Below are 24,867 nucleotides of genomic sequence, written 5' to 3'. Positions count from 1 at the left end.
TTTATTAAATTCCTATTTGAATATTTAGATTTATTATAAAAAAGAGCATCGCCTTTCTTTACAAATAATGGCGAAGAACACTGCTTCAAGTCCAGTATCACCCACCACATATAAATACTTCTTCGATATCTATTTTTAATTCCTTTCCTATTTTTATTAAATTCCTATTTGAATATTTAGATTTATTATAAAAAAGAGCATCGCCTTTCTTTACAAATAATGGCGAAGATCACTGGCTCAAGTCCAGTATCACCCACCACATATAAACACTTCCTCGATATCTATTTTTAATTCCTTTCCTATTTTTATTAAATTCTTATTCGAATAATTAAATCTATTAAAAAAAGAGCCCCCCTTTATTTACTAGTAATGACAGATTAACCACGCCCTATTATTTAGTACCTATTCAGATACGTACATAACCCGTTATTACAGTACTGGATAAAAATGACACTTTATGACCATATAAACGTATTAGTTAAACCTAATTACCTAATAAATACAGCTAGCATTTAAATTCTCTTGTAAGCAGCTAAACTGTTGATTATAGTCTGTGTTAAAAGTGATAACGCTTAAGCCAATGCCAACTAAGATATTTTCAAAAGCCAAAATACTAATAGTCGAAGAGCAACCGCTTGCTCAAAGCTATATGAAACAATCGTTAGAAAGGCTCGGCTTTCGGCAGTTGAGTTTTGCCGATCATGCAAATTCAGCCAAAGAGCAATGTTTAAGCGAATCGTTTGATTTAATTGTTTGTTCGTTTAATTTAAACAAACACCAAGACGGTTACCAATTGTACGAAGAGCTAAGAGTAAAAAAACTTATAAAAAACTCCACTGGCTTTATCTTTATTTCAGCTGAAACAAGTGGCTCATTAGTACACAGTGTACTTGAGCTTCAACCGGATGATTTTTTAGTCAAACCTTTTACAGGGCAAGAACTCAAGACCCGAATTGAACGTATTTTAAAGCGCAAACACGATCTTCAAACCGTATACACGCTTATTGACGATGGCAATGATTCAAAAGCAGTAAAATATATTGATGCCGCACTTGAAAGAAAAGACAATAATTACAGCCCTATCTTACTTCGCCTGAAAGGTGACGCTCTTCTTCGGTTAAAGCGGGCTCAAGAGGCCAAAGATTTTTTTAAATCCGTGCTCGATATTCAAAAGTTTGCTTGGGCAAAGGTGGGGCTAGTTGAAGCACTTATAGCCAACAACGAGCATATTTTGGCGCAGCGCATGTTAAAAACCATGCTAGAACGTCAAGAAACCCGTCTTGTTGCATTAGACTTACTAGGCCGGTTAGAAATAAAACTCAATCAATTTGAATTGGCACAAGATTTTTTGAGTCAAGCTGCCACAATTGCACCTCGTAATATATCGCGTCAAAAATCGTTAAGTACGGTCTCGTTAATTAACCACGACTACGAAAAAAATTACCTTACACAAAAAGATATAGCAAACTTTGCTAAGCACTCTATTTACGATCATCCCGACATTTACTTAAATGCGGCTCGAGCAGGAATCGATTTTGCGTTAACAACGGATCAAACCGATCAAGTGCAGCGAATCTCAAGGCAGACAAATAAGTATATAAACGATTTAAAAACCCAATTTCCTAACAGTACGAATCAATCGCAAATTGATGTGCTTAATGCGCGGCTTCATTATTTAAAAGATGAGCATCAAAAAGCTAAAAAGCTCATTGAACAATTAGAAGATGACGACTCTATAATACGCTCAGTAGATGGCGCACTTGATAAAGCAAAAGCCTTTCATGAGCTAGGGTTTCATCAAAAGGCGCAAATGTTATTTTCGCAAATAATTAATCATTGTGAAAGACACCCAAATACCAGCGAACCCACCTACTTACGCTATATACAGCAACAACAAAGCGAACGACGTGACATTAAAATGGGGCCAAAAGAACTTAATAACCATGCGGTAACCCAATTTAACAAAGGGCAATTAAACACAGCACTTGAAGCATTTACGCATGCGTTTAGAGTTATGCCACGCAATCAAAGCATTGCACTTAATTTATTACAATGCTTGTTTGATTCGACCAAGCAAAGTGGCAGCTCATTGAATATAGGGCTTGCTAAAAAATGCTACGCCTTATTGGACAAATCTGACCTGCCATCAGATCAAGCGCAGCGCTTAGATAAAATTATGAATCAAGCAAAAGAGATGAAGCTCAACCTCAAAGACTAAAGCTTTTTCATTGCTGCACCATTAACGCAGTATCGAAGGCCCGTTGGTAGTGGGCCATCTGGAAATATATGCCCTAAATGCGCATCACACACGTTGCATACAACCTCTACACGCTCCATGCCATGGCTGACGTCGCGTACATAGCCAATTGCTTCTATCGTTGCTGGCTGAGTAAATGAAGGCCAGCCTGTTCCGCTTTCAAATTTTTCGTCAGCATCAAACAATAAATTATCGCAACAAACACACACATATTTACCGGGCTCTAGTAATGTACAACTGCCAGACATATCAGGACGCTCTGTCCCCTTCATACGAGTTACGTAGTATTCGTTTTCTGATAATTGTTCACGCCATTGTTCATCGGTTTTAATGACTTTTTTACTGGGTGCAGGGTTGCCATTATTGGCAAAGTTAATCACATCTTTCCATTTCAACATAGTAACCTCATGAAAACCTGTATTACGAATAGGGTGAATAATCTGGCCTCTAGATAATTAATTTATATAAAACAAAGATCAGGTTATATGGCTAAATCTTTTTATTGTTACGTGGATGAATGACGCCGCGATCAAGCTTGTTCAAAGGTAATAGTTTGCTTTTCTGCAGTAGTAAAAATACGCTGCATAAACGCCTCTAATTCCGCTTTTTTAACGGGTAAGCTAACACTTAGTTGCCGGTCATTATTGCTACAAATAATTAGCTCGTCATCTTTACTCACTACGCGCTCAATACTTTGTATAACCAACCAATTTGGACCATGTTTTTTATCAAAAAAGCCCATTAAGCTAAACACTAGTAAGTGCTGCGCATCGCGTTGAACAAAGTGCTCTAAACGGTTTCGCGCTTTAAATAGTGGTGTAAGCCTATACATGCTTGAACAAAATACAAACACCCAAACTCCTATCAACACTTTAAACCACATAACTTCAAATAACTCAAAAGCAAACATTAAACCAATAAGCACAAAACCGATGAGTGCAATGATTAATGCTATTTTTTTGTTTACTGAGTCCACTATGAATCCTTTTTAAGATCTTTTTTGTCATCTGATGCTTTTTCTGTTGGCTCAGGCCAATCTTTAAAAAACACGGTTAAATAACGACTTTTAACTAAATACCAAAGCACCCAAAAAACAATAACCATTTGCACCGCTAAAAAAAGTGAAAACCGGTAATGGCTATGTGCCGCTTGTACTATTAGCCACGTTAAATCTATTAGCGCGCATACAATTAATGGCCAACGCATATGCCGCCAAATACTCGCCAATCTGTCAGTGGCTTTATGTGAATCGCGAGGGCGGCGCAAGCAAAATAACAACGTAGGTAATATCGCAATACTGCCAATGGCAATAGCAATAAAAAAGTCGCTTTTAGACCTAAAAAATAACGACATTAAATCTAGCTCTGGTCGTCGGCTCAGTGCCGCAATAACCCAAATAAAATAAGCACGCAGCAACACCACTAAACTTAAGTGAAACGCAACAGGCGTGCGATAACTCCCGTATTTATCCCAGTATTGAGGTCCGTATTGGCTCATTACTACTTTCCTAGCCGTTATGCTTTTTAAGGAGCTCGATTAAATCATCCTCTGTGAGCACGTCTATCCCCAAATCTTGAGCCTTTGTGAGTTTAGAACCGGCTTTTTCACCCGCTACTAAAGCATCAGTTTTAGCAGATACACTACCTGACACCTTTGCACCTAGCTGTTGTAAGCGCGCTTTAGCATCATTGCGGTTAAGCGTATTGAGGGTACCTGTAAGTACATAAGTAAGCCCCGCCAGCGGTTGCTCATCCTCTGACGGTGCACTTAGCGCAGGCCAATGAACACCTTGCTCAATAAGCGCATTGACCACCGCTAAATTGTGCTCTTCATCAAAAAAGCCTCGTACATGCGATGCCACAATATCGCCTACATCGCTTACTTGTGTGAGGCTTTCAACACTAGCACTAATAATATTCTCTAGCGTTAAAAAGTGATTCGCTAAATTCTGTGCCGTAGCCTCACCGGCTTCTCGAATACCCAATGAATATAAAAATTTAGCAAGCGTAGTGGCTTTTGCTTCATTTAAAGCAGTAACTAAGTTTTTAGCCGACTTAGGTCCCATGCGCTCAAGTGATTCAAAGTGACCTTGCTTTAATATAAATAAATCAGCCGGAGTTTTTATAAGCTCACGGTCCACTAATTGATCAACAATTTTATCGCCAAGACCATCTATATCTAATGCCTTACGCGAGGCAAAGTGCTTTATAGCTTGCTTGCGCTGCGCGGGGCATACTAGGCCACCAGTACAACGGGCTACAGCTTCCCCTTCTACTTTTTCTACATGGGAGTCACAAATAGGGCAAGCTAATGGAAACACAATGTCTCTTGCATCCGTGGGCCTGCGTTCAAGCACAACTTGTGTTATTTGCGGAATCACATCGCCAGCGCGGCGTATAATCACTGTATCGCCGACTTTAACGCCTAACCGAGCAATTTCATCACCATTATGAAGCGTTGCATTAGACACCGTTACACCGCCTACAAACACAGGTTCTAAACGAGCAACAGGCGTAATTGCACCTGTACGACCAACTTGAAATTCTACATCAAGGAGTTGAGTGACTTCCTCTTGCGCCGGAAACTTATAAGCAATAGCCCAACGAGGTGCCCGCGCTACAAAGCCTAAACGCTCTTGTAGGGCTTTTTTATTAACTTTTATTACTACGCCGTCAATTTCATATTTAAGCTCACTGCGACGCGTTAAAATATCATCATAATAATCAAGTGAAGCTTGTGGCCCTTCCACCAGCTTTGTTTCTGGACAAAGGGGTAAGCCCCAATCAGTTAGCTTTTCTAATTGCTGAAAGTGATCCTCTGGAATTGAGCCATCAGCAACCAAACCAGTACTGTATGCATAAAACATCAGTGGGCGTTTTGCGGTAATTTTAGAGTCTAGCTGGCGTAGGCTACCTGCCGCCGCATTACGTGGATTTACAAATACTTTTTCGCCACGCTTTTGCGCTTCATTGTTTAGCTTTTCAAACCCAGCGCTGTCCATAAATACTTCACCACGCACTTCAAGCTCTTTGGGGTAGTCGCCACGCAACTTAAGGGGGACGTTACGAATTGTTTTTACATTTTGAGTAATATTCTCGCCTGTAAAGCCATCACCCCGTGTTGCAGCTTGTACCAACACTCCATCACGATAAATAATAGATACCGCTAACCCATCAAGTTTTGGCTCACAGCAAAAAGTGAGCTCATCGGTGCTCATTAAGCGCTCTTTTATTCGGCGATTAAAGCCCGTAAATTCATCTTCGCTAAACGCATTATCAAGCGATAGCATTGGCACTTGATGAGCAACTTGCTCAAATTTACTAAGCGCTGCACCACCTACTTTTTGAGTCGGTGAGTCAGCAGATAAAAATTCAGGATTTTGTGTTTCAAGCGCACTGAGTTCGCGTAATAGCCTATCGTATTCAGCATCAGGAATGCTTGGGGTATCAAGCACATAATAATTATAATTGTGCTGCTCTAATAGGGTACGAAGATGATTAATTTGCTCACTAATGCTGCTAGACATTTAAACCTCAAAAAACATAAAAAAGCCACTTTGACGATATCGTCCAGTGGCTTGTAAAAATTATATATTACAAATTGTTACGCTGAAAAAGCACGAACCTGCTCAACATATTGCCTTACACGCTCAACACTCATTACTTCGCGTTCTGCGTCTAATATGTGCGCGCCGAATTCGTCGGCTATTTTTTTAGCCGCACTGTGCAACATATTAAAGGCTGCTAGTCCGTCACCGTCACACGGCAAGGTCATAAATAAGCTAACACCTGCGGTGCTAAACTGTTCCATATTGTCTATATCGAACGTTCCTGGGTTGTACATATTAACTAATCTAAACAACACTGGTCCTTGGCCTGCAGGGTCTAAATGACGATTAAAAAAGCCCTCTTCAGAATATTTAAAACCAAGCGTATTCACAGCAGGTAATAACTTGCTGCCTTGCATAGTTAACCCTTCTGGCATTTGTATATGTACAATAACAAAATCGGGTACTGGCTCTTTTGGTTGTTCATTAGTTTGCTCAACCGACTCTAAATCGTCAACAACACTCAGGTCATCTTCAATAGGAACCTCTGGCGCGCTAGGCTCAATTTGAGGCTCATTAGCATCAAAGTTAAGTTCCCCTAGCTGTGGTTCGTCACGCTCATTAATTACCGGCTCTTTTGGCTCAGCTTTTTGACTATATGAATGAGAGGAAGCTGTTTGGCTTTCTTGGAGTGGTTCAACCCGTTCATTAACGGACGTATCTGGGCTCTCTTTTTTTCTTACAGACCATAAACCATGGACTAATAAGCCACCAATGACAATCACACTGATAATGATTAAAACCCATCTTAATTGTTCGGCCATCCCCTCACCTTTTATTATTTGTTATGCCTAAAACCTGTATAGTAATTAAAAACTAATACACGTGTTATAAAAATTTATGCGTGTGCAAGTTGCACCGCTTGTTCAATATCTACTGCAACCATTCGAGATACACCCGGCTCTGCCATGGTAACACCGGTTAAACGCCCCGCCATCTCCATTGCAATTTTGTTATGACTTATATAAATAAATTGCACTGATTGTGACATTTCTTCCACCAAACGGCAAAAGCGAACAACGTTTGCGTCATCTAATGGTGCGTCAACTTCATCCAGCATACAAAACGGGGCTGGATTTAGCCTGAATATAGAAAACACTAATGATAATGCCGTCAGCGCTTTTTCTCCACCACTTAACAAGTGAATAGTTGAATTTTTCTTACCTGGCGGCCGTGCCATTATACTAACACCACTTTCAAGTAAATCGTCACTGGTTAATTCCAAATACGCACTCCCTCCACCAAAAACTTTAGGAAACAGCTGTGCAAAGTCTTCATTAACTTGATCAAACGTGGCTTTAAAGCGTGTTTTTGTCTCGGTATCTATTTTCCGAATAGCCCCTTCAAGGGTATTTAACGCTCTAGTTAAATCCTCTAACTGATTATCTAAATACTCACTGCGCTGTTTTGCAACATCAAACTCTTCTATAGCTGCTAAGTTAACCGCACCCAGCTTGTCTAGCTGATTCGTAATACCTGTTAATTGGTTTTGCGCTGCATTTAGGGTTAAGTCGTCAGGTAATGTTTCAAGTACGGCTTTTAAGCTTTGTTTAAGCTCATCTAATGGCTCAAGTGCAGCTTGTGCCTTTATTAATAAGCTCTGCTCTTCAAGTGTTAATTTTTGATGTTGCTCTTGAAGCCCTTGCAGCTCACCTTGCGAATTTTTAAGGCTAGCTTGCTTTGTATGCAAGGCGTCTTTAGCTTGTGATAAATCGTTTTGCAATTGCGCTAATCGTTGTTCGCCTTGCTGATGCTTTTCTAGTAAGGTTGAAATTGATTCACTAAGTGTTTCTTCTGGAATAAGTAACGCCTCTATTTCCAAAACTAATTCTTCAGCCCCTTGTTTTGCCTCTTCATAGGCTTGTGCTGCGTGGCTCAGTTTTGTTTGACTTAACTGCCATTCACTACGTGCTTTTTGCTGACTTAAGCTTAACTGATGAGCCTGCGTTTTGTATTGCTCCAATGCGCTGAGTGCTTGGCTATAATTTTTATCGCTGAGCATGCGCTCATCATTCGCAGTCTCAGTTTCATCTGTTAAATTTAATTGCTGCTCAACAAATAGTTCATATTGCTCGGTTTGTTCATCAAGCTGCTTATTGAGTTGCACCAGTGACGCACTTATTGTTTGCTCTTGTGTTTTTATTTTTGATAGCTGATGTTGATATTGAGTAACTTGCTCTGTGAGCATATCGCTTCGGGTACTTGAAATAGCAATTTGTTGAGCAAGCTGATGAATAACGTCTTTGAGTGCTTTTTGTTCGGTATTAAGCTCTGCTTGTATTACAGTGCATTGTTCAAGCTCACTTTTGACCTGTTCAAGCTGACTTTTAACCTGTATGACCTCATCGGTGTGCGCGTGAAGTTGCTTATGCTTTATTAGCAATGAGTTGTCGGTGTTACTGTCTGCGTTTACGTGCCAATTACGACCATGCAATTCGCCTTTTTTATCCATTATGGCAATGTAATAGTCATCATTTAGCATAGTTAAATCGGCGTGTTCGCTATAGCCAATTCGCGTGAGTAAGTCAGGGTACACGCCAGCGGTAATATAATCTGCCAAGCTTGCCTTAAGTAAAGGCTGACTGCTTGGCCATATACTATTAGTTGATTGCTGCTCTGTTACACTTAAATGCGTGAGCGACTTAAGTGCTTGCTCTATTAATGGCTCAAAACCATCTTGCACTATGAGCTGGCTTAGAACCCCAGTTGAGTTAGTGACCTCTTCATCTAACCCCAATGCACTTTTAAGCCCAGCAATACGGGCGTTTAGTTCATTTTCTTTCTGTGTCAGTGTTTTATGATTGTCTTGAGTTTCATCAACCAGCCTATTTTGCTGAGTCAATTTAACTTCACATTGCGCAAGCGCGCTTTGATTTTTTGCAAGCGCCTCAGTGAGTGCTTGGCGCTGCTGTTTTTGCTCGGCCAGCTGATGTTCTACATTATTATTTTTTAGTTCATCAAGCTGTAAATTTAATTGGCTAAGTTGCTCATTAACATGATTTATTTGCTGTTGCGTGTGCTTTATTTCACTACTTTGCGACTGCACCTGAGTGGTAAGTTGTTGCTGTTGTTCGTTGAGTGTTTGCCAATTCGAATAACTTCGCTGCTTAGTACCCTGCAACCCCTCAAGCTCAAATGACAATTCACTCACTTGCTCTTCGCACATTAAACTGCTTTCTATTGCCTCTTGCAGTGCTTCATCAAGTTCTTCGCATATGTGCTGCTGTTGCGCTTTTTGCTCAAGGCTATCTGTTTGGCGTTGTTGTAATTTTATTAAGCTTTGTTTAAGTGACTGTATTTGTTGTTTAACACTAATTTTTTGCTGTTCGGCTCGAGTTAACTCGGTATGAGTAACATGTTGCTGGTGCTGCGCATCACCTAATTTATCTTGCTGAGCTTGAACCTCTCCTTCAAGTGTTGCAAGCACATCATCGTGCCCTGAGTGAGCCGTTTTAAAAAAGCTTATTTGCTCATTAAGCTTTTTGATTTGCTCGCTTTTGTCTAATTGTTGTTGATGCAGCTTTTGCCATTTTAAGACAGCTACTTGACCTTTTAATGTGCGCTCTGTTGCTTTAAGTTCACGGTATCTTTTAGCATCAAGTGACTGAACAGCCAATTTATCGAGCTGGCTTTGCAACTCTTTACGAACATCTAATAAACGTTCTAAATTTTCACGGGTACTTTTAATCCGCGTTTGCGTTTCGCGGCGACGCTCTTTGTATTTAGATACGCCCGCAGCTTCTTCTAAAAACACGCGAAGTTCATGAGGTTTACTTTCAATTAAGCGCGATATCATCCCTTGCTCAATAATCGCATAACTGCGAGGACCAAGCCCAGTGCCTAAAAATATATCAGTTATGTCACGCTTGCGGCATTTGCTGCCATTTAAAAAGTATAACGATTGGCCATCGCGTGTTACTAAACGCTTAATCGCTATTTGGTTTCTATCGGCAAAGGTGCTTTTTAATTCTTGCTCGCCTAGCGAGTTATCAAAAATCAGCTCTACAGAGGCTTGCGAAATGGCTTTTCGATTAGTTGAGCCATTAAAAATAACATCTGTCATGGCATCGCCACGCAGGTTTTTAGCTGAGCTTTCTCCAAGCACCCATCTTACCGCATCAATCACATTAGATTTACCGCAGCCGTTTGGCCCAACAACGCAGGTCATTTGATCTGGAAACGGTATTTTAGTGGGCTCTACAAACGATTTAAAGCCCGCTAATTTAATAGTGCTTAAGCGCATCTTGTTGTTTTACCAATTTATTATTGTTGTTATTCATGGGCAATTTAACTCAAAGAACACACGTTTGTTAAGCTTGACGTTTAACATTATCTAAAATAATCCCAGTAGCCATAGCAACATTGAGCGACTCGGCCTCACCAAATGCAGGAATTGTTATTTTATCGGTTACTAAACCCGCACAGGCTTGTCGTATGCCATGAGATTCGCTCCCCATTAACAATACACCTTCGCCATTAAACTGTGTTTTGTGTACGCTTTGGCCATCTAAAAACGCACCGTAAATTGGTAACTTGAGTGTTTGTAGGTAAGCAGGTAAATCGACCTGACTAACTGAAACTCTTACAAATGACCCCATTGTGGCGCTAATTGTTTTTGGGTTATAGGCATCTGCACTGTCTGTGCTGGTAACAATGTGTTTAATACCATACCAGTCTGCCACCCTTATTATTGTGCCTAAATTGCCAGGATCAGACACGCCATCAAGAGCCAATATTAACCCTTTTATTTTGGGTAAGTCGGCTTTTGGCATATCAACAATTGCAATTGCGGCATTATTACTTACTAGCGTGCTCGCTTTAGTAAGAACGTCCTCGTCGGCTTCAATGATATGGGTGCTTGGAAAACAGCTTTGATGAGCATTTATAAACGCCGAAGTTGCAAATACATCAACTGCGTTTAGTGTGCTATTAAGCAACTCAAGTACGTTTTTTTCGCCTTGTACAAGGTATTGATTATATTGCTTTCGGTACTTTTTTTGGCCAAGTTGGCGAATAAGTTTGAGTTGGTTTTTTGAAATCATAACAGCCCCATAAAATTATCCGCCCAGTATAACAGAGTTCATTATAAAAAATGTATCACCTAGTTTGAACTCACCTTAGAGATTAAAAGTCCGATTGCAGGGATAAATATTGAGTTTTGCACTTAAAATCGGTAAATTAACAAAAAAACAACATGGAATGGCTTTTAATGGAATCAATACACCCAACCCCTTCACAATCAAACGAATCGAGCGCGAATCCACTCACCCCGTTATCTAGCTCTAAAGTGCAATTTAGTGGCAAAGGCGGTGAGTTTTTTGGTATTTGGATAGTTAATATCTTACTAAGCGTACTAACATTGGGCATTTATTCTGCCTGGGCAAAAGTGCGTACAATGCGCTATTTTTATGGGCATACTCGTATAGATGGCCACAGCTTTGACTACTTAGCTACTCCAATGCAAATTTTAAAAGGCCGTATTTTAGCGGTCATTGTATTTTTAATTTACACCTTTGCTGTCAGCTTTTTTCCACTGATAGGCTTTTTATTTGCCATCGCTTTTATTTTTTTAATGCCGTGGATTATTAACCAAGGTTTACGTTTTAATATGCGTATGACCCGTCATCGTAATGTGCGTTTTGCATTTAAAGGGGATTACGGCGAAGCCTTCATTAACTTTATTCTATTACCGATTGCCAGTGTTTTTACGCTTTATTTATTAATGCCTTATGTTTTAAAGCGCATAGATACTTACATTCATAGTAATATTAGCTATGGCAATAAGCCATTAAGCGTAAAGCTTAAAGGTGAAACTTATTATCTAACAGCCCTTATTTGCTTTGTGGTGAGCTCTATCACCATGGTAATATTTATGGCTATTTTAGGACTATTTGGACTTGATTTACTCAATGTAGAAAACCAACAAGCAGCTCAAGCCCCTGCAAAAATGGGGGTTATGTTTGGTGGATTGATGATTGCCTACGTCGTGATGATTGCCATAGTAACCGCGGTATGGAAAGCGGCAATTAGAAATCATATTTTTAATAATAGCCAATTTGAAGATGTAGCATCGTTTAAATCTGAGCTTAAACCTATTCCTTACGCCATTTTACTTTTAACCAACATGTTAGCTATTGTGTTTTCATTAGGGCTTGCTTACCCCTGGACACAAATTCGCACATCAAAAATGCTTGCCGAGGCTACAACCGTTGATATATACCCTGGCGCATTAAACTTAATAGATACAACGCAAGAGCAGCAGTCATCCTTTGCTGAGGAAGCGGCTAACGTATTTGATATTGATTTGTCGTTAACATAAGAGTTTATTATGAACGTTCAGGGACATTATTTTCCAAACGCTTCGAGTAACTATCAGCTGTGTGTCGCTAAAGTTAGCGGCTCACACGTTGAAATTAATCACGGTAACGAAGAACCTGTCCGCTATGCAATTAACGAACTTAATTTAAGTTCGGCGATTGCAGGTCTTGCCGACGAACTAAGCTTTGACGATGGTGGTCGGTTTATTCCGCTTGATGTAGATTTTAGGTGGCCATTTAACGCCAAAAATCATCACTCATTAGAGCGGCTTGAAAAAAATAAGTGGGCTATTATTACAGCAATTGTAGTTACACCTCTTTTTATGTGGTTAATGCTATACAAAGTTGTGCCCGCAATTGCTGTTTACAGTGTTGATACTCTACCGCATAGCGTTGTTGAACAAATGGGTGAGCAAAGTTTTGCTGTAATTAAAAAATTAGCACTCGACCCAACAGAGTTACCTGACGAACAACAAGCCAGAGTTCAGCGACACTTTAAGACCATACTTGATGAGCTTGCACTTGAAAAGTCGGTGTATAGGCTTTCGTTTTATAAATCCCAAAGCTTTGGTGCTAATGCGTTTGCACTCCCTCATGGCCGAATTGTGGTCACAGATGAATTAGCTAATTTACTGGCCGATAAGCCCAATGCACTAAAAGCCGTATTACTTCACGAAATTGGCCATGTCGTCCACCAGCATAGTGTTCGCATAACAGCACAATCGGCAGCAAGTACGATTGTACTTGCCGTTATATTCGGTGATTTAGAGGGAATAGCTGAGGTTGCCTTGGGGACTGGTGCCTCGTTTGCCCAACAAGGCTTTTCGCGAGATATGGAACGAGAAGCCGACAGTTATGCATTAACTCAACTAGAAAACTTAGGCTATTCAAGCAACGATTTTGCCGATGCAATTGAAGCTTTGCAAAGTGCGCATACCACTGAAAACGAACACCTTAAAAAGGTAAATAACTTACTCGAATACTTATCAAGCCACCCCAGCTCACAGGAGCGAATAGATAATGCTAGGAAATAACCGCGGTTATATACAAATTGCACGCTATATTGTGGGGTTGAGTTGGATGTATCATGGCTTTTTTCCAAAGATTTATCACGTTGCCCCTCTTGAAAAGTTAATGACTGGCAGTGCTGGCTATTCTGCACAAGTGTCTGATTTGATTACGCGTGGTGCCGGTATTGCTGAGGTTATTTTTGGGCTGTTACTAATTATATTTTATAAAAATAAACAGCTAGTTTGGTTAAATATTTTCTTATTATGCGGCCTGTTAGGGGCCGTTGCGGTCATGCAGCCAAATTTGTTAATAGAAGCATTTAATCCAGTTACTACCAACTTACCGCTTATTGCCTTGAGCTTTATATGGCTGAAAGAAATAAAACTCTTGAGTAATCGATACCTCTAAATAATAAAAGAGGATTTACATCCTCTTTTATTATTGGGGCACTTTAGAGTGAGTACTTATTTTTATGTGTCCACAAATGCAATAACTCGCTCGCAATTGTTGCTGCGGCAATAGCGGTAAGCTCACTTTGGTCATACGACGGTGATACCTCTACCACATCCATTCCCACCATATTTATACCTTTAAGCGCGCGCAGTGTTTTAAGCACTTTATCTGATGTTAAACCACCACAAACCGGTGTGCCTGTACCTGGTGCAAATGCCGGGTCAAGGCAGTCTATATCAAACGTTAGGTAAACGGGTAAGTCGCCTACCCGCTCGCGTATTTGCGCTGCTATTTCATTGGCGTGTAAATCGTTAGCTTGCATTGCATCAATCACTGCAAACTCATGCTTTGATTGGTCAAAGTCGGTACGAATACCTATTTGTATGCTGTGCTCTACATCAATCAGCCCTTCCATGGGTGCATGATAAAACATAGTGCCGTGATCAAAACGCGAGCCATTGCTGTATGTATCAGTGTGCGCATCAAAATGAACCAGCGCCATTTTGCCATGTATCTTTGCATGTGCGCGCAATAGCGGAAGCGTTACAAAGTGATCGCCACCAAGGCCTAACAGCGTTGCCCCTTGGCGAAGTATTTGCTCTGCGGCCATTTCTAGCTGTGCCGTAAAATATTCAGGATCGCCTACCGGATAAGTAAAGTCCCCCGCATCTGCAACCGTTAAACGCTCAAACAAAGGAAATGTCCACGGGTATTTAGTGTCCTCCCAGGCTAAATGTACCGACGCTCTACGAATGGCATCGGGCCCTAAGCGAGCACCGGGACGGCCCGATGTTGCTAAGTCAAACGGTAAGCCTAGTACAACGACATCTGCATCAATGGCATTAATATTTTGCACCATAGGACGACGTAAAAACGTCATACCGTTTGAATACAATGAGTGGTCAACATGACCAAACAAGCTAGACATTGCTTATAACTCTTCTAAATAAGTGTAGCCATTAAGGCCGTTTTGCAACTCGTCTAAAACGCTTTGCTGTTCATTTTTATCTATTTTTGCAGACACTAACTGCGCATACGACTGCTGAAAGCTCTCAACATCTAAATGCACATATCGCATCATATCGGCTACGGTATCGCCCTGGTTTATTTCGCTGATACTGGCAATGCCTTGCTCATCCATATTGATAATAGCGCTGTGCGTATCGCCAAATAAATTGTGCATATCACCTAAAATTTCTTGGTAAGCACCCACTAAGAAAAAGCCCATTAAGTAAGGCTTATCTGCACTGTACTCAGGCACCGGTAAAGTGCTTTCAATGCCTTGGCCATCAACATAGTGCTCAAGTGCACCGTCTGAATCACAGGTTATATCAAGTAATACAGCACGTTTTTTTGGTGCTTCGGTTAAGCCACTTAATGGCAATACCGGAAACACTTGATCAATCCCCCACGCATCAGGCAATGATTGAAAAAGCGAAAAGTTTACAAAAAACTTATCGGCTAAACGTGCGTTCAACTCGTCAATAATCGGGCGATGAAAACGGTTTTTGTTATCCATGTGTTTGTTAAGCTCATAACAAATACGTAAGTTAACTTGCTCTGCCCACGCACGCTGCGTTAAATCTAAAAGCCCAAGAGCAAACTGGTTATGCGCCTCTGCTAAATCCCCTTGGCTGTCGTGATAAATTTCAATCAGTGCGCGGTCATCCGTTAAATCGGTTAATTGCACAAACGAGGCCCACATATTATTTAATAAAAGCGGTGCATCGCCAGCAGGCGCTTTTAGCTGTTCTGGTACGTAGCTTTCTGTGCCTATAACATTTGATATAAGCACCGCATGATGCGCCGTTAGTGCACGCCCCGACTCAGAAATAATCGTCGGCATGGGCTGCGCGTACTGCTTACACGTATCACCTATGGTGTACACAATGTTATTTGCATACTCAGCTAAGCTGTAATTCATTGAGTTATGCGATTGGCTGCGGGTACCATCGTAATCAATAGCTAAACCACCCCCTACATCTAAGCACTCAATGCTTGCACCTAATTTGCGTAGCTCACAGTAAAAACGCGCGGCTTCGCTCACACCCAAACGCACATCACGAATGTTTGCCATTTGCGAGCCTAAGTGAAAATGCACAAGTTGCATTAAATCAAGTTGGCCTGCGTCTTTTAAGCGGTTTACTACATGCAGTACTTGCGACGCTGATAAACCAAATTTAGATTTTTCACCGCCACTTGCTTGCCACTTACCTTTGCCTTGCGATGCTAAACGTACGCGAATACCAATACGCGGTTTAACATTTAGCGCTTTTGCTTGGCTAAGTACCATGTCGAGCTCAGAAAGCTTTTCAAGCACTATGTATACTTTGTGGCCTAGCTTTTCGCCAATCAGTGCTAAGCGCACATATTCTTTGTCTTTGTAGCCATTACATACAATTACTGCACTGGTTTTTTCTGCCATTGCCAAAACAGTTAATAGCTCTGGTTTGCTGCCCGCCTCAAGTCCTAATTGTTTTTTTTCTAATTCGGCTTGGCTTGCTACTATTTCTTCAACCACTTCACGTTGTTGGTTTACTTTAATTGGGTAAACTAATAAGTAGTCTTTTGGGTAACCATAGTTTTCAATCGCGGTATTAAATGCGCCACATAAACTGTGCACACGATGATGTAAAATTTGTGGAAAGCGCACTAAAGCCGGTAAGCTTAAGCCATTTTCTTGAAGTTGTTTTGCGATATCTGTTAGTGCAATAGTTTGCTCTGGGGCGTGAGCCTTTGGCGCAACATACACATCACCTTGATCATTAATACCAAAAAAACCTTGGCTCCAATGACGAACATTGTAACTCGTGCGAGCTTGTTCTAGTGATGTTGTCTCTTTCATTTATCTTTCTCTTTTATTTAATGAATGCCGGTTCGGCTAATTGCGCGCATTAAAAGAAAAATAGACCTTTAAGTCCAACAAGTATTTTTACTCGTAACGAGTGATTTTTAATATTATCAGTAAATAGTAAACAGCATGACCAACAAGCCTTTATTTTATTGGGCCTAGCTTTAAGAAAAACTCAGATTGGTAACACACTTATATATTGAGGGGTAATGTTAGGTGTGGTTTAAACAACTGCGTAGGAGCAAATTAATTACTTAGCCTGAAGTCTGCTTTAGAGATTTGATTTCAGAATCAGGCTAATTAACTATTGAAGCTAAATCATTTATTCAGCTAACGCCACTTCGGCAAGCTTCATTGTGCTCTCAAATGATTTAGTGCCAGCAATAAATAGCCCATTGTGACAAAAAACAGCGTCGTCTAACCCCGTTTTTGCTTGGAAATCTTCATCAGACAAACCAGCCCATGCTTTAGGAAGCGACTTTCTATCTTCAAACGAGCCGGGCTCGACAGGGACTGTTTGAAGTATCCATTGACCTGAATGTGAAGGGTAAACCATGTACAACGCTTCGCTTGACAAAATATGGACTGTTTTTTTCCATGGCGTGTACTTTTCAAGCACAATAACGCGAGGATCTTCAGCACTTTCTATCGCTTTAGCGACAATTGCTTTTGCATTGACACTGCCACTTGCTGACGCTATAAATCGAGTCAGCATACGAGAAGCAAATTCGACAGCTTCATCAAAGCACTTATCAAACTCTGGGCTCTCTTCCCACGTTGGGTTATACATTGAAATTGTTTGACTTAAACTTATACCCTGCTGAACACCCTCAACATGACCACAATCAATTGCATCAATGGTTGAAACTAATCCTGCATCAACTCTGTCTGCAACTGCTTGATTATTGTCACACAATGCTAAACCATACTTTTGCCACACCAATCCAAATGACGAGTACGGTATTCCATTTTCACGTTCCCCTGCGCCACCACGTTGGTGGTGATCAAAACGCCCAGCATCTGGATCGTATTGCCCACCTACATCAATCACTATATCAGCACTGTCCATAAGCGCTTTATCACGTGTACGCACTAAATTAAACGAAGGGTAGACATGTTTAAGCACCGCGATGCTAAATACATCATCGGCATGAAAATTACCGTTATGAGTAACTACTGTTAAATCGGTCACTGAACTGGTGTCTTTATTAGAAAGGATAAGGAAGTCTCGCTCTGTATTGCGTTAATTGTGAAAACTATAGGACGTTAAGTGGTGAATTTTATACGAATGTGATTAACAAGAACAGGATTCTTGTTAGTCGTTTTGATACTACGACAGACTCCAGCCGAATTACCAAAGCATGTTAATTTAAAATTGAAGGTGTCTACATTTTAATAAGACTGATGCCAGCATAAATAATCATCGAAGTTCATAGGTTTAGCAATTAAATAGCCTTGAATCATGTCAACGCTCATTGCTTTAAGTACGGTAAATTGTTCTTCGGTTTCAACACCTTCAGCAACAACTGTTAAGTTAAGGCTTTTACCTAAATTAATAATGGTTTGCACAATACTAAACCCTGTGCCTTTATCTAATATTTTATCTATAAAGCTTTTATCTACTTTTAATTCATTCACTGAAAACGAGCTCAAATGCGTTAAACACGAATAGCCTGTACCAAAGTCATCTATTGAAAAAATAAAACCTTGCTGCTTTAACTCATCAATTTGCGATATTACGCTGGCAATATCGCCGCTAAGCATAGACTCTGTGATCTCTAACTTAATATTCGATGGATTAACATTATAATCATTAACAACATTTAATAATTCCGTTTTTAACGTCGTTGAATTGAACTGGACTTGACTGATGTTGATTGACACTTTAAATGAATCATCAATCAGCTGCTTGCTATTAAGCTCATTTATTAGAATACAAATATCACGCAGAACGGTGTTTTGGAGCTTTTGAATAACCCCATTTTGCTCAGCGATTGGAATAAAGTCATTAGGCGCAATCAGCCCCTTACTTGGGTGATGCCATCTAATTAAAGCCTCAGCCCCAGTAATTTTACCATTTGCATTTATTTGCGGCTGAAAATACGCACTAAACTCATCGTGTGCAATGGCTCTTACAATATCGGTTTCAAGTTCGGCCTGATTTTCAAGCAATGCTTGTAACTCGGGATCATAAAAGCTGCAGCTGTTGCCGTTTTTCATTTTAGAACGGTACATAGCCGTATCAGCAAATTTAAGAATGTTATCGGTTAAATGGTTGCTTTTATCTATTAAACAAATACCAATACTACAACTGACCTGAAAGGCTAAGCGGCCCACTTCAAATTTATCATAAAAAACACTTTGTATTATTTTTGCTATTTTTTCAGACTCTAAAATTGCACTTTCTGTATTATCACCAACATATTCAAGCAATATAATAAACTCATCGCCACCAACACGCGCTAATGTATCTTTTTCACTAACAACACCATTAAATCGTTTTGAAAGCTCTACAAGAACTTCATCACCCGCGCTGTGGCCTACTGAGTCGTTGATTCGTTTAAAGTTATCTAAATCTAGAAATAATAACGCACCGGTCACATCGCTTTGCTTTATATTCTCAACATAGGCTGATAATTTGTCATTCAGCATTCGTCTATTTGGCAAACCTGTTAATGGGTCATAAAAGGCAAGCCTTTCTACTTCTAGCTCTGCTTTTTTTCTTGTTGTTATATCGCGTGCAACCCAAACAATATAACGCTGAGATGGGTTATCTGATTGGTAATCTTTAATGGGTGATGTACGGCCTTCAAAAACCATTATTTTGCCGTCGATATCTAATTCATATTCAAATACTTGAACATCGTTTGTGAGCAATGTTTTATTTATTACCGCCATTATTGATGTGGCATTTTCAGCAGGCATTACATCATTAATTTTTTTATTTATTAAGTCAGATTGTGATTTGTATAAAAGCGCGTCGGTGGTGCCATAAATATCCATATACTCACCCTCTTCACTAATAATAAGTGTTAAATCGGGCATAACCTTTGTAAAAGCTGCAAATTTTTCATTACTTTTTTCTAAATCAGTAATGAGCTGGTTAACTTTTATGTACTCTGCGTTTTTTTCAAGTGCAATACTTGTGAAATTTACAAAATAGTCGATTAATTCAAGTTCGAAAGATGAAGGTTTTTTGGGCTTATCGTGGTAAATGGCAAACGTGCCTAAAATACTAGATTTAGTTGAAATAACAGGGGTAGACCAACACGACTTCAATCCAAACTGTAAAGCGACGTCTTTAAAATCAGCCCACAACGATGAATTAGCAATGTCTTCAACAATAACGCGCTCGCCTAAATAAGCAGCAGTACCGCACGAGCCAACATTTGGACCTATGTGAACCCCATTAATTGCCTGACAATAACCATCCTCAATGTTAGGCGCGGCACAGTGCAGCAATTGCCCATTGTTTAGTGACAAAATAGAACATTTAGCGGATTTTTCATCAATAAGTTCTTCTATCGATAAGCATATCTCGTCAAGGACATCCTCAAACGGGAGTCCAAGCGCTATTTTAGATAAAATATCTTGCTGATGGGATAACAACTTATTTAATCTAACTGTTTCCATTTGACACCACACACTTTCATTATTGTTTTTAGCTTACAGATGTTTTTTAAAAACAGTACAGTATTCAGTACCGAATAAAATTATTCGCTTAGGTAACGTAAAGTATAGCTTTAAATAAACGACTTTTACTGCTAATTGCTGTTTTTTATACAAAAATAAACAGCGTAGCGTTAGCCTATAAAATATAGGTGTTTTAAAATCTGCTAGTTATTGGCTTAAGCCAAGCTCCATAAACACACTTTGCGGGTTATCTTGATAAGAACCAAAACAACCACAACGTTTAAATCCTAAATTTTCATATAGTTTAATCGATTCTATTTGTTTAGGGCCAGTTTCCAATCTAATTAATGGTATTTCTTCTTCGCCTGCGTAGTGCAAAAGAATTTGCATAACTCTGCGAGATAACCCTTTCCCACGGTAACTAGGGTTTACATAAAGGCGTCTTACTTCTGCGTAAGATGGTTCCCCTGATTGCATTACAATTGCCCCACAAGCAACAATCCCGTCATCATTTTTTAACCCAATGGCATAAACGTTAGGTTTATCTAGTTCGCTTAAGGTAAGTGATTGCGCGGTAGCTACAGGGTATAAAGAGTTTATAAGTCGGTCGATATCAGCAAAAACATTAATCACATCCTGGTCATTCGGTTTTAAATCAACTAACTGCATTGAGTATCTCAAATTTATATTAATTATATGTTGTGAAACTATACCGAATTGTAACAAATGAACAACCTCTGCATGGTGTTTTAACACAATTACAGCTTTAAATGATTCAGACTCAGTACTTTCAAATAAGGAACTGATAAAAAATGCCTATACCTTGCTTTAAACACTTTGTTACGCAAAATAGCTGTTCAAAATTATTAAGCTATTTATACTAACTTTAGTTGTAAACATTGATTGAGGTTGTTGTGCAGATCATACAAGGTATGGAATATTTTTTTTCAGGGTTTAAATTAATAAGCCAAAAAGGATTAAAGCGCTTTGTGCTCATTCCGCTTTTGATTAATATTTTATTATTCGGTAGTTCATTATTTTTCTTATTTGGGTGGCTCAGTGACAGTTTTAATTATATCAACAATATGCTCCCCGAATGGCTAAGCTGGTTAGAATGGTTAATGTGGCCAATTGCGGTATTAGTCGTGCTATTTAGTTATAGTATGGTGTTTACCGTGATTACAAACTTTATTGCAGCCCCATTTAATGCACTTTTAAGCGAAAAAGTAGAATTGTACCTAACGGGTCAAAAAATTAACGATGATGGCTTTGCTGACTTAATAAAAGATATACCACGTATGCTTGCCCGTGAGTGGACCAAGCTATGCTATTACTTACCACGTGCTATTGGCTTTTTTATATTACTGTGGGTATTACCGGTAATAGGGCAAATTCTGTGGGTATTATTTACTTGTTGGATGTACGCTGTGCAATATAAAGATTATGCGTTTGATAACCATAAAATTAGTTTTAAAGAAATGAAAAACGACTTAAAGTCTAAACAGGGGCTTTCTTATGGGTTTGGCTTTGCTGTTATGCTATTAACAGCCATCCCATTTGTGAACCTAATTGTTATGCCTGTTGCCGTATGCGGTGCTACAAGGCTGTGGGTAGATAATTACCGACCAAAATACCGTAGCTAACTCTTAAATGAAGTTATTACTTTAGTAACAGTGTGTATATAAAAATGGGCCTAACAGCCCATTTTTTGTCTTCAATTAGCTGTATAAACTTTGAGGGACTTTAGTCACATTCAAATGTACCGTTATCTCTTCTCTATCATGGTATAAATGCTTAGCTTGTAATTCGTAGCTAATACCATACTTAGCAAGCTCTTCTTTTATCATTGCTAAGCACTCATATACACTGTCAAAGCGCTTTTTCATTGGTAACTTAAGGTTAAAAATAAGCTCTTTTGCATAGGCATTGACTGCCCAGTCAATCATTAGGCTTGTTACTTTGGTTGGTTTTTCTACCATGTCACATACAAGCCAAGTAATGTTTCTTTTCTCTGGACGATATTTAAAGCCATCCTCTCTAAAATGCTTAACCTGCCCTGTTTCCATTAGGTTATCATTCATTGGTCCATTGTCTATTGCATTAACAAACATGCCTCTGCGCACCAACTGGTATGTCCAACCACCTGGGCATGCGCCTAGGTCAACACATCGCATACCGGCAGCAACACGTGTTTCTCTTTGCTGCTCTGGTATAAACACATTAAACGCTTCATCAAGTTTAAGTGTAGAACGGCTAGGACCATCGTTTGGCATACGCAAACGTAAAATCCCCATAAAGTTGGGTGAATTGTTATAGCTGTATGAATAGCCAACATATGCGGTATTATTTTCCAAAAATAACACATGCATCACAGGCCGATTTGCCTTTGACTCACGCAACACGGTGTTTTGTTTCTCTAGTGCTTTTTTAAGCGGTGTGGATATTTTTTTACAAAAAGTAAGTAGTTCTTTTCCTTCGTTTGTATCAGGAGTCTCTACTCGTAATTCAGCGCATAAAGGAAAATCTTTAGCTGCTTGCACAACTGCGCCTACACGGTCTTCTAAAGGCATATCTTCTAATAATGTGCCGGCAAACCACTGGCGAGCAAACACCATATTTTTGAAGTCGATTTTTTTGATTATCTCGTCGCTATGCTGCGCTTCAAAACATTCATATATAACGTAACCTGTATTAGGTTTTGCCTTTACATACCCTGCAAAACCCTGCTCAGCAGCATGAAATGTTATTTCAGCAGCTGCATCATTTTCAAACCCACTGCGACAATAAATCACAACACTAGACATAATAACCCTTAAACTTTTTAAAACTTAAATCGTGCAACTTGCACTAAAATAACAATCCAACCAATAATAAAGCACACCCCACCAAGAGGAGTAATTGGCCCTAACCACTTCATTCCTGTCAGTGCTAATAAATATAGGCTGCCACTAAAAAGCAATGTACCTATTATAAAAAAATGGCCAGCCCAATTTAGGTTAATACCCCATTTTAAGAGTAAAGCTACTGCAATTAATGCTAAACCGTGCACCATTTGATACTCAGCGGCTGTTTTAAACACACCTATCGAATATTCTGATAGACGACTTTTTAGTCCGTGAGCGGCAAAAGCCCCCAACATAACCGAAAGCATACAAAATAAACTGCCTGCCATTAAAAATAGTTTTGTCATTATTTACCCAACATTTTGTTTATAAATTGTGCTGTACTAGAAGCTGCTATTTGGCGGTTTTCTAATTCAGTAATGCCACTTTTTTTACGTGGTTTTAATGAATGGTCACCATCAGCCAGCCATACATAGTCGGGCTGTTTTGGCATTGCCAGCGTTTTTAGTTCTTCACGCGTACCAAATGTATCTCGCTCACCTTGCAACACTAAAAAAGGACAAGGAATATCAGCAAAGTGTTCTGTACGCAGCTTGTCTGGTTTACCTGGTGGATGAAATGGGTAACCAAATGCAATAACGCCTTTGATCGGCTGTTTAGTTGTGCATGCAAGCATTGACGCCATTCGCCCCCCCATTGATTTACCGCCAATAAACAAGGGTAATTTAGGTTGAGCATGCGTTAATACTTGCTCATAGTATGTAAGCAACTTGGGAGCACGCTCTGGTGGGCGTCGCTTGCCGGTTTGCTTTGCAATTTGCATATATTCAAAATCAAATAAACCAACATCAACACCCTGCTCACTGATCAGTGCAGCCACGTGCTGCATAAAGTCAGAATCACTGCCAGCACCAGCACCATGGGCAAAAATAAACTGTGCAATTGCGGTTTGGCTTTGACTTTTGAACCATTCAATCATGATTAATACTCTTGCTCTTGTTCAACCAAACTTAGCATCCATTCTTTAAATGACACTATTTTTCCCAATTCAGTTTGTGATTCACGAAGCACCAAATAGTAAGCGTTTTTACTTTCTAGACTGTGGCTAAATGGAATAACTAGTCGCCCTGCATCAATATCTGGTTTAGCTAACACACTATTCCCAATTGCAACGCCTTGACCATGAACGGCAGCTTGAAGCACCATAGAAGAGTGGCTAAATATAGGCCCTTGATTTACTTGTACATTACGTACACCCGCAGTTTTCATCCACGTTTTCCAATTTTTACGTGTAGTGTCATGCAATAAGGTGTGCTGTGCTAAATCACTGGGTTGATCAAGTGGTTTGGGGCCACTCAATAACATAGGGCTGCACAATGGCACTAAATACTCTGTATGTAACTTATAAGCTTGCACTCCATTCCAGTGGCCACGCCCGTAGTAAATGGCAATATCGACATCGTCACTTAACGAATTTTCGTCTTGGTCTTGTGCTTTTATTCTTACGTCAATTTCAGGGTGTAACTCATTAAATAAACTTAAACGAGGCACTAACCATTGAATTGCAAAACTAGGGGTTAAACTTACCGTTAATGAGCCTTTAGCTCCTCGCGCAAGTAACTTTTCTGTAGCATCAATCAGTTGCGTAAAAATTTCTTTAATATCTAAAAAATAACCTTGGCCTTCTTCCGTTAATAATAACGAGCGATTTTTTCGTAAAAATAGCTTTAAACCTAAATGTTCTTCGAGTGTTTTTATTTGATGACTGACAGCTGCTTGCGTTACATAAAGCTCTTCTGCGGCTTTTGTAAAGCTTAAATGCCTTGCTGCAGCTTCAAATGCTTTGAGTGCGTTTAATGGGGGGACTCGTCTTGACATAATAACCAAGCTTTGAA

The 24,867-nt window shown here is 39.7% G+C and carries 21 protein-coding genes; 5 read left to right on the top strand and 16 right to left on the bottom strand.

Features of this window, described 5'->3' with window-relative positions; genetic code table 11:
- The first annotated feature begins 580 nt into the window (after positions 1-580).
- The gene (locus R0J88_RS16950; protein WP_410900508.1) at positions 581-2,218 is read left to right on the top strand and encodes a response regulator; all 1,638 of its coding nucleotides are present in this window, start codon (positions 581-583) and stop codon (positions 2,216-2,218) included.
- Here the strand turns inward: R0J88_RS16950 and msrB are convergent.
- The 7 genes from msrB to R0J88_RS16915 form a co-directional block, all read right to left on the bottom strand.
- The gene (gene msrB / locus R0J88_RS16945; protein ID WP_006794529.1) at positions 2,215-2,655 is read right to left on the bottom strand and encodes a peptide-methionine (R)-S-oxide reductase MsrB; all 441 of its coding nucleotides are present in this window, start codon (positions 2,653-2,655) and stop codon (positions 2,215-2,217) included. The two genes, R0J88_RS16950 and msrB, sit on opposite strands and share 4 nt — an antisense overlap.
- 131 nt (positions 2,656-2,786) lie before the next feature.
- Positions 2,787-3,233 (bottom strand): hypothetical protein, encoded by a 447-nt coding sequence (locus tag R0J88_RS16940; RefSeq protein WP_138741030.1) that lies wholly within the window; start codon positions 3,231-3,233, stop codon positions 2,787-2,789.
- Complete coding sequence (locus R0J88_RS16935; RefSeq protein WP_010556028.1) at positions 3,233-3,754, bottom strand: DUF2919 domain-containing protein; 522 nt, start codon at positions 3,752-3,754, stop codon at positions 3,233-3,235. The genes R0J88_RS16940 and R0J88_RS16935 overlap by 1 nt, the downstream gene beginning before the upstream one ends.
- A gap of 10 nt (positions 3,755-3,764) precedes the next feature.
- On the bottom strand, positions 3,765-5,783 hold the full coding sequence (gene ligA, locus R0J88_RS16930; protein ID WP_410900507.1) for an NAD-dependent DNA ligase LigA: 2,019 nt from the start codon (positions 5,781-5,783) through the stop codon (positions 3,765-3,767).
- Positions 5,784-5,860: 77 nt separating this feature from the next.
- A complete protein-coding gene (gene zipA, locus R0J88_RS16925) occupies positions 5,861-6,628 on the bottom strand; it encodes a cell division protein ZipA (RefSeq protein ID WP_410900506.1) in 768 nt (255 codons plus the stop codon).
- A 74-nt stretch (positions 6,629-6,702) separates the two neighbouring features.
- Positions 6,703-10,107 carry a chromosome segregation SMC family protein gene (locus tag R0J88_RS16920; RefSeq protein WP_410900505.1) on the bottom strand — a complete coding sequence of 1,135 codons (3,405 nt, stop codon included), beginning with the start codon at positions 10,105-10,107 and terminating at the stop codon, positions 6,703-6,705.
- 67 nt (positions 10,108-10,174) lie between these two features.
- Complete coding sequence (locus tag R0J88_RS16915; protein WP_410900504.1) at positions 10,175-10,906, bottom strand: RNA methyltransferase; 732 nt, start codon at positions 10,904-10,906, stop codon at positions 10,175-10,177.
- A gap of 167 nt (positions 10,907-11,073) precedes the next feature.
- Here R0J88_RS16915 and R0J88_RS16910 point away from each other — a divergent pair, with 167 nt between their 5' ends.
- Genes R0J88_RS16910 through R0J88_RS16900 form a run of 3 tightly spaced genes read left to right on the top strand, consistent with a single transcriptional unit; the run spans position 11,074 to position 13,600 of the window.
- Positions 11,074-12,183 (top strand): YjgN family protein, encoded by a 1,110-nt coding sequence (locus tag R0J88_RS16910; RefSeq protein ID WP_410900503.1) that lies wholly within the window; start codon positions 11,074-11,076, stop codon positions 12,181-12,183.
- A 9-nt stretch (positions 12,184-12,192) separates the two neighbouring features.
- Positions 12,193-13,215, top strand: coding sequence for a M48 family metallopeptidase (locus R0J88_RS16905; protein WP_410900502.1), 1,023 nt, complete (start codon positions 12,193-12,195; stop codon positions 13,213-13,215).
- A complete protein-coding gene (locus R0J88_RS16900) occupies positions 13,202-13,600 on the top strand; it encodes a DoxX-like family protein (RefSeq protein ID WP_006794520.1) in 399 nt (132 codons plus the stop codon). The genes R0J88_RS16905 and R0J88_RS16900 overlap by 14 nt, the downstream gene beginning before the upstream one ends.
- Positions 13,601-13,643: 43 nt before the next feature.
- Here R0J88_RS16900 and speB read toward each other — a convergent pair whose 3' ends face one another.
- The 5 genes from speB to R0J88_RS16875 all read right to left on the bottom strand — a co-directional run bounded on the left by speB (position 13,644) and on the right by R0J88_RS16875 (position 20,798).
- The gene (speB, locus tag R0J88_RS16895; RefSeq protein ID WP_410900501.1) at positions 13,644-14,573 is read right to left on the bottom strand and encodes an agmatinase; all 930 of its coding nucleotides are present in this window, start codon (positions 14,571-14,573) and stop codon (positions 13,644-13,646) included.
- 3 nt (positions 14,574-14,576) lie between these two features.
- On the bottom strand, positions 14,577-16,490 hold the full coding sequence (gene speA, locus R0J88_RS16890) for a biosynthetic arginine decarboxylase (protein WP_410900500.1): 1,914 nt from the start codon (positions 16,488-16,490) through the stop codon (positions 14,577-14,579).
- Positions 16,491-16,818: 328 nt separating this feature from the next.
- On the bottom strand, positions 16,819-17,688 hold the full coding sequence (locus R0J88_RS16885; protein ID WP_006794517.1) for an MYG1 family protein: 870 nt from the start codon (positions 17,686-17,688) through the stop codon (positions 16,819-16,821).
- Between the two features lie 200 nt (positions 17,689-17,888).
- Positions 17,889-20,129, bottom strand: coding sequence for an EAL domain-containing protein (locus tag R0J88_RS16880; RefSeq protein ID WP_410900499.1), 2,241 nt, complete (start codon positions 20,127-20,129; stop codon positions 17,889-17,891).
- Between the two features lie 207 nt (positions 20,130-20,336).
- Complete coding sequence (locus tag R0J88_RS16875) at positions 20,337-20,798, bottom strand: GNAT family N-acetyltransferase (RefSeq protein ID WP_006794515.1); 462 nt, start codon at positions 20,796-20,798, stop codon at positions 20,337-20,339.
- Between the two features lie 263 nt (positions 20,799-21,061).
- Between R0J88_RS16875 and cysZ the strand changes: the two genes are divergently transcribed.
- Positions 21,062-21,772: a sulfate transporter CysZ gene (gene cysZ / locus R0J88_RS16870; protein ID WP_200888040.1), complete on the top strand. Its 711-nt coding sequence runs from the start codon at positions 21,062-21,064 to the stop codon at positions 21,770-21,772.
- Between the two features lie 75 nt (positions 21,773-21,847).
- On the opposite strand, the gene rlmM is transcribed toward cysZ, so the two are convergent.
- Genes rlmM through R0J88_RS16850 form a run of 4 tightly spaced genes read right to left on the bottom strand, consistent with a single transcriptional unit; the run spans position 21,848 to position 24,850 of the window.
- Positions 21,848-22,933 (bottom strand): 23S rRNA (cytidine(2498)-2'-O)-methyltransferase RlmM, encoded by a 1,086-nt coding sequence (gene rlmM, locus R0J88_RS16865; RefSeq protein WP_006794513.1) that lies wholly within the window; start codon positions 22,931-22,933, stop codon positions 21,848-21,850.
- A gap of 17 nt (positions 22,934-22,950) precedes the next feature.
- On the bottom strand, positions 22,951-23,319 hold the full coding sequence (locus R0J88_RS16860; RefSeq protein ID WP_006794512.1) for a DUF423 domain-containing protein: 369 nt from the start codon (positions 23,317-23,319) through the stop codon (positions 22,951-22,953).
- A complete protein-coding gene (locus R0J88_RS16855; protein ID WP_410900498.1) occupies positions 23,319-23,951 on the bottom strand; it encodes an alpha/beta family hydrolase in 633 nt (210 codons plus the stop codon). Before R0J88_RS16855 ends, R0J88_RS16860 begins: the two co-directional genes overlap by 1 nt.
- A gap of 2 nt (positions 23,952-23,953) precedes the next feature.
- Complete coding sequence (locus R0J88_RS16850; protein ID WP_006794510.1) at positions 23,954-24,850, bottom strand: transcriptional regulator GcvA; 897 nt, start codon at positions 24,848-24,850, stop codon at positions 23,954-23,956.
- Between the last annotated feature and the right edge of the window lie 17 nt (positions 24,851-24,867).

This window comes from Pseudoalteromonas sp. SIMBA_162, from assembly GCF_046535955.1.
In the GTDB taxonomy this organism is placed as follows: domain Bacteria; phylum Pseudomonadota; class Gammaproteobacteria; order Enterobacterales; family Alteromonadaceae; genus Pseudoalteromonas; species Pseudoalteromonas marina.
The sequence above is the reverse complement of the archived record's forward strand: the minus strand, read 5'-3'. Positions and strand labels throughout refer to the sequence as shown.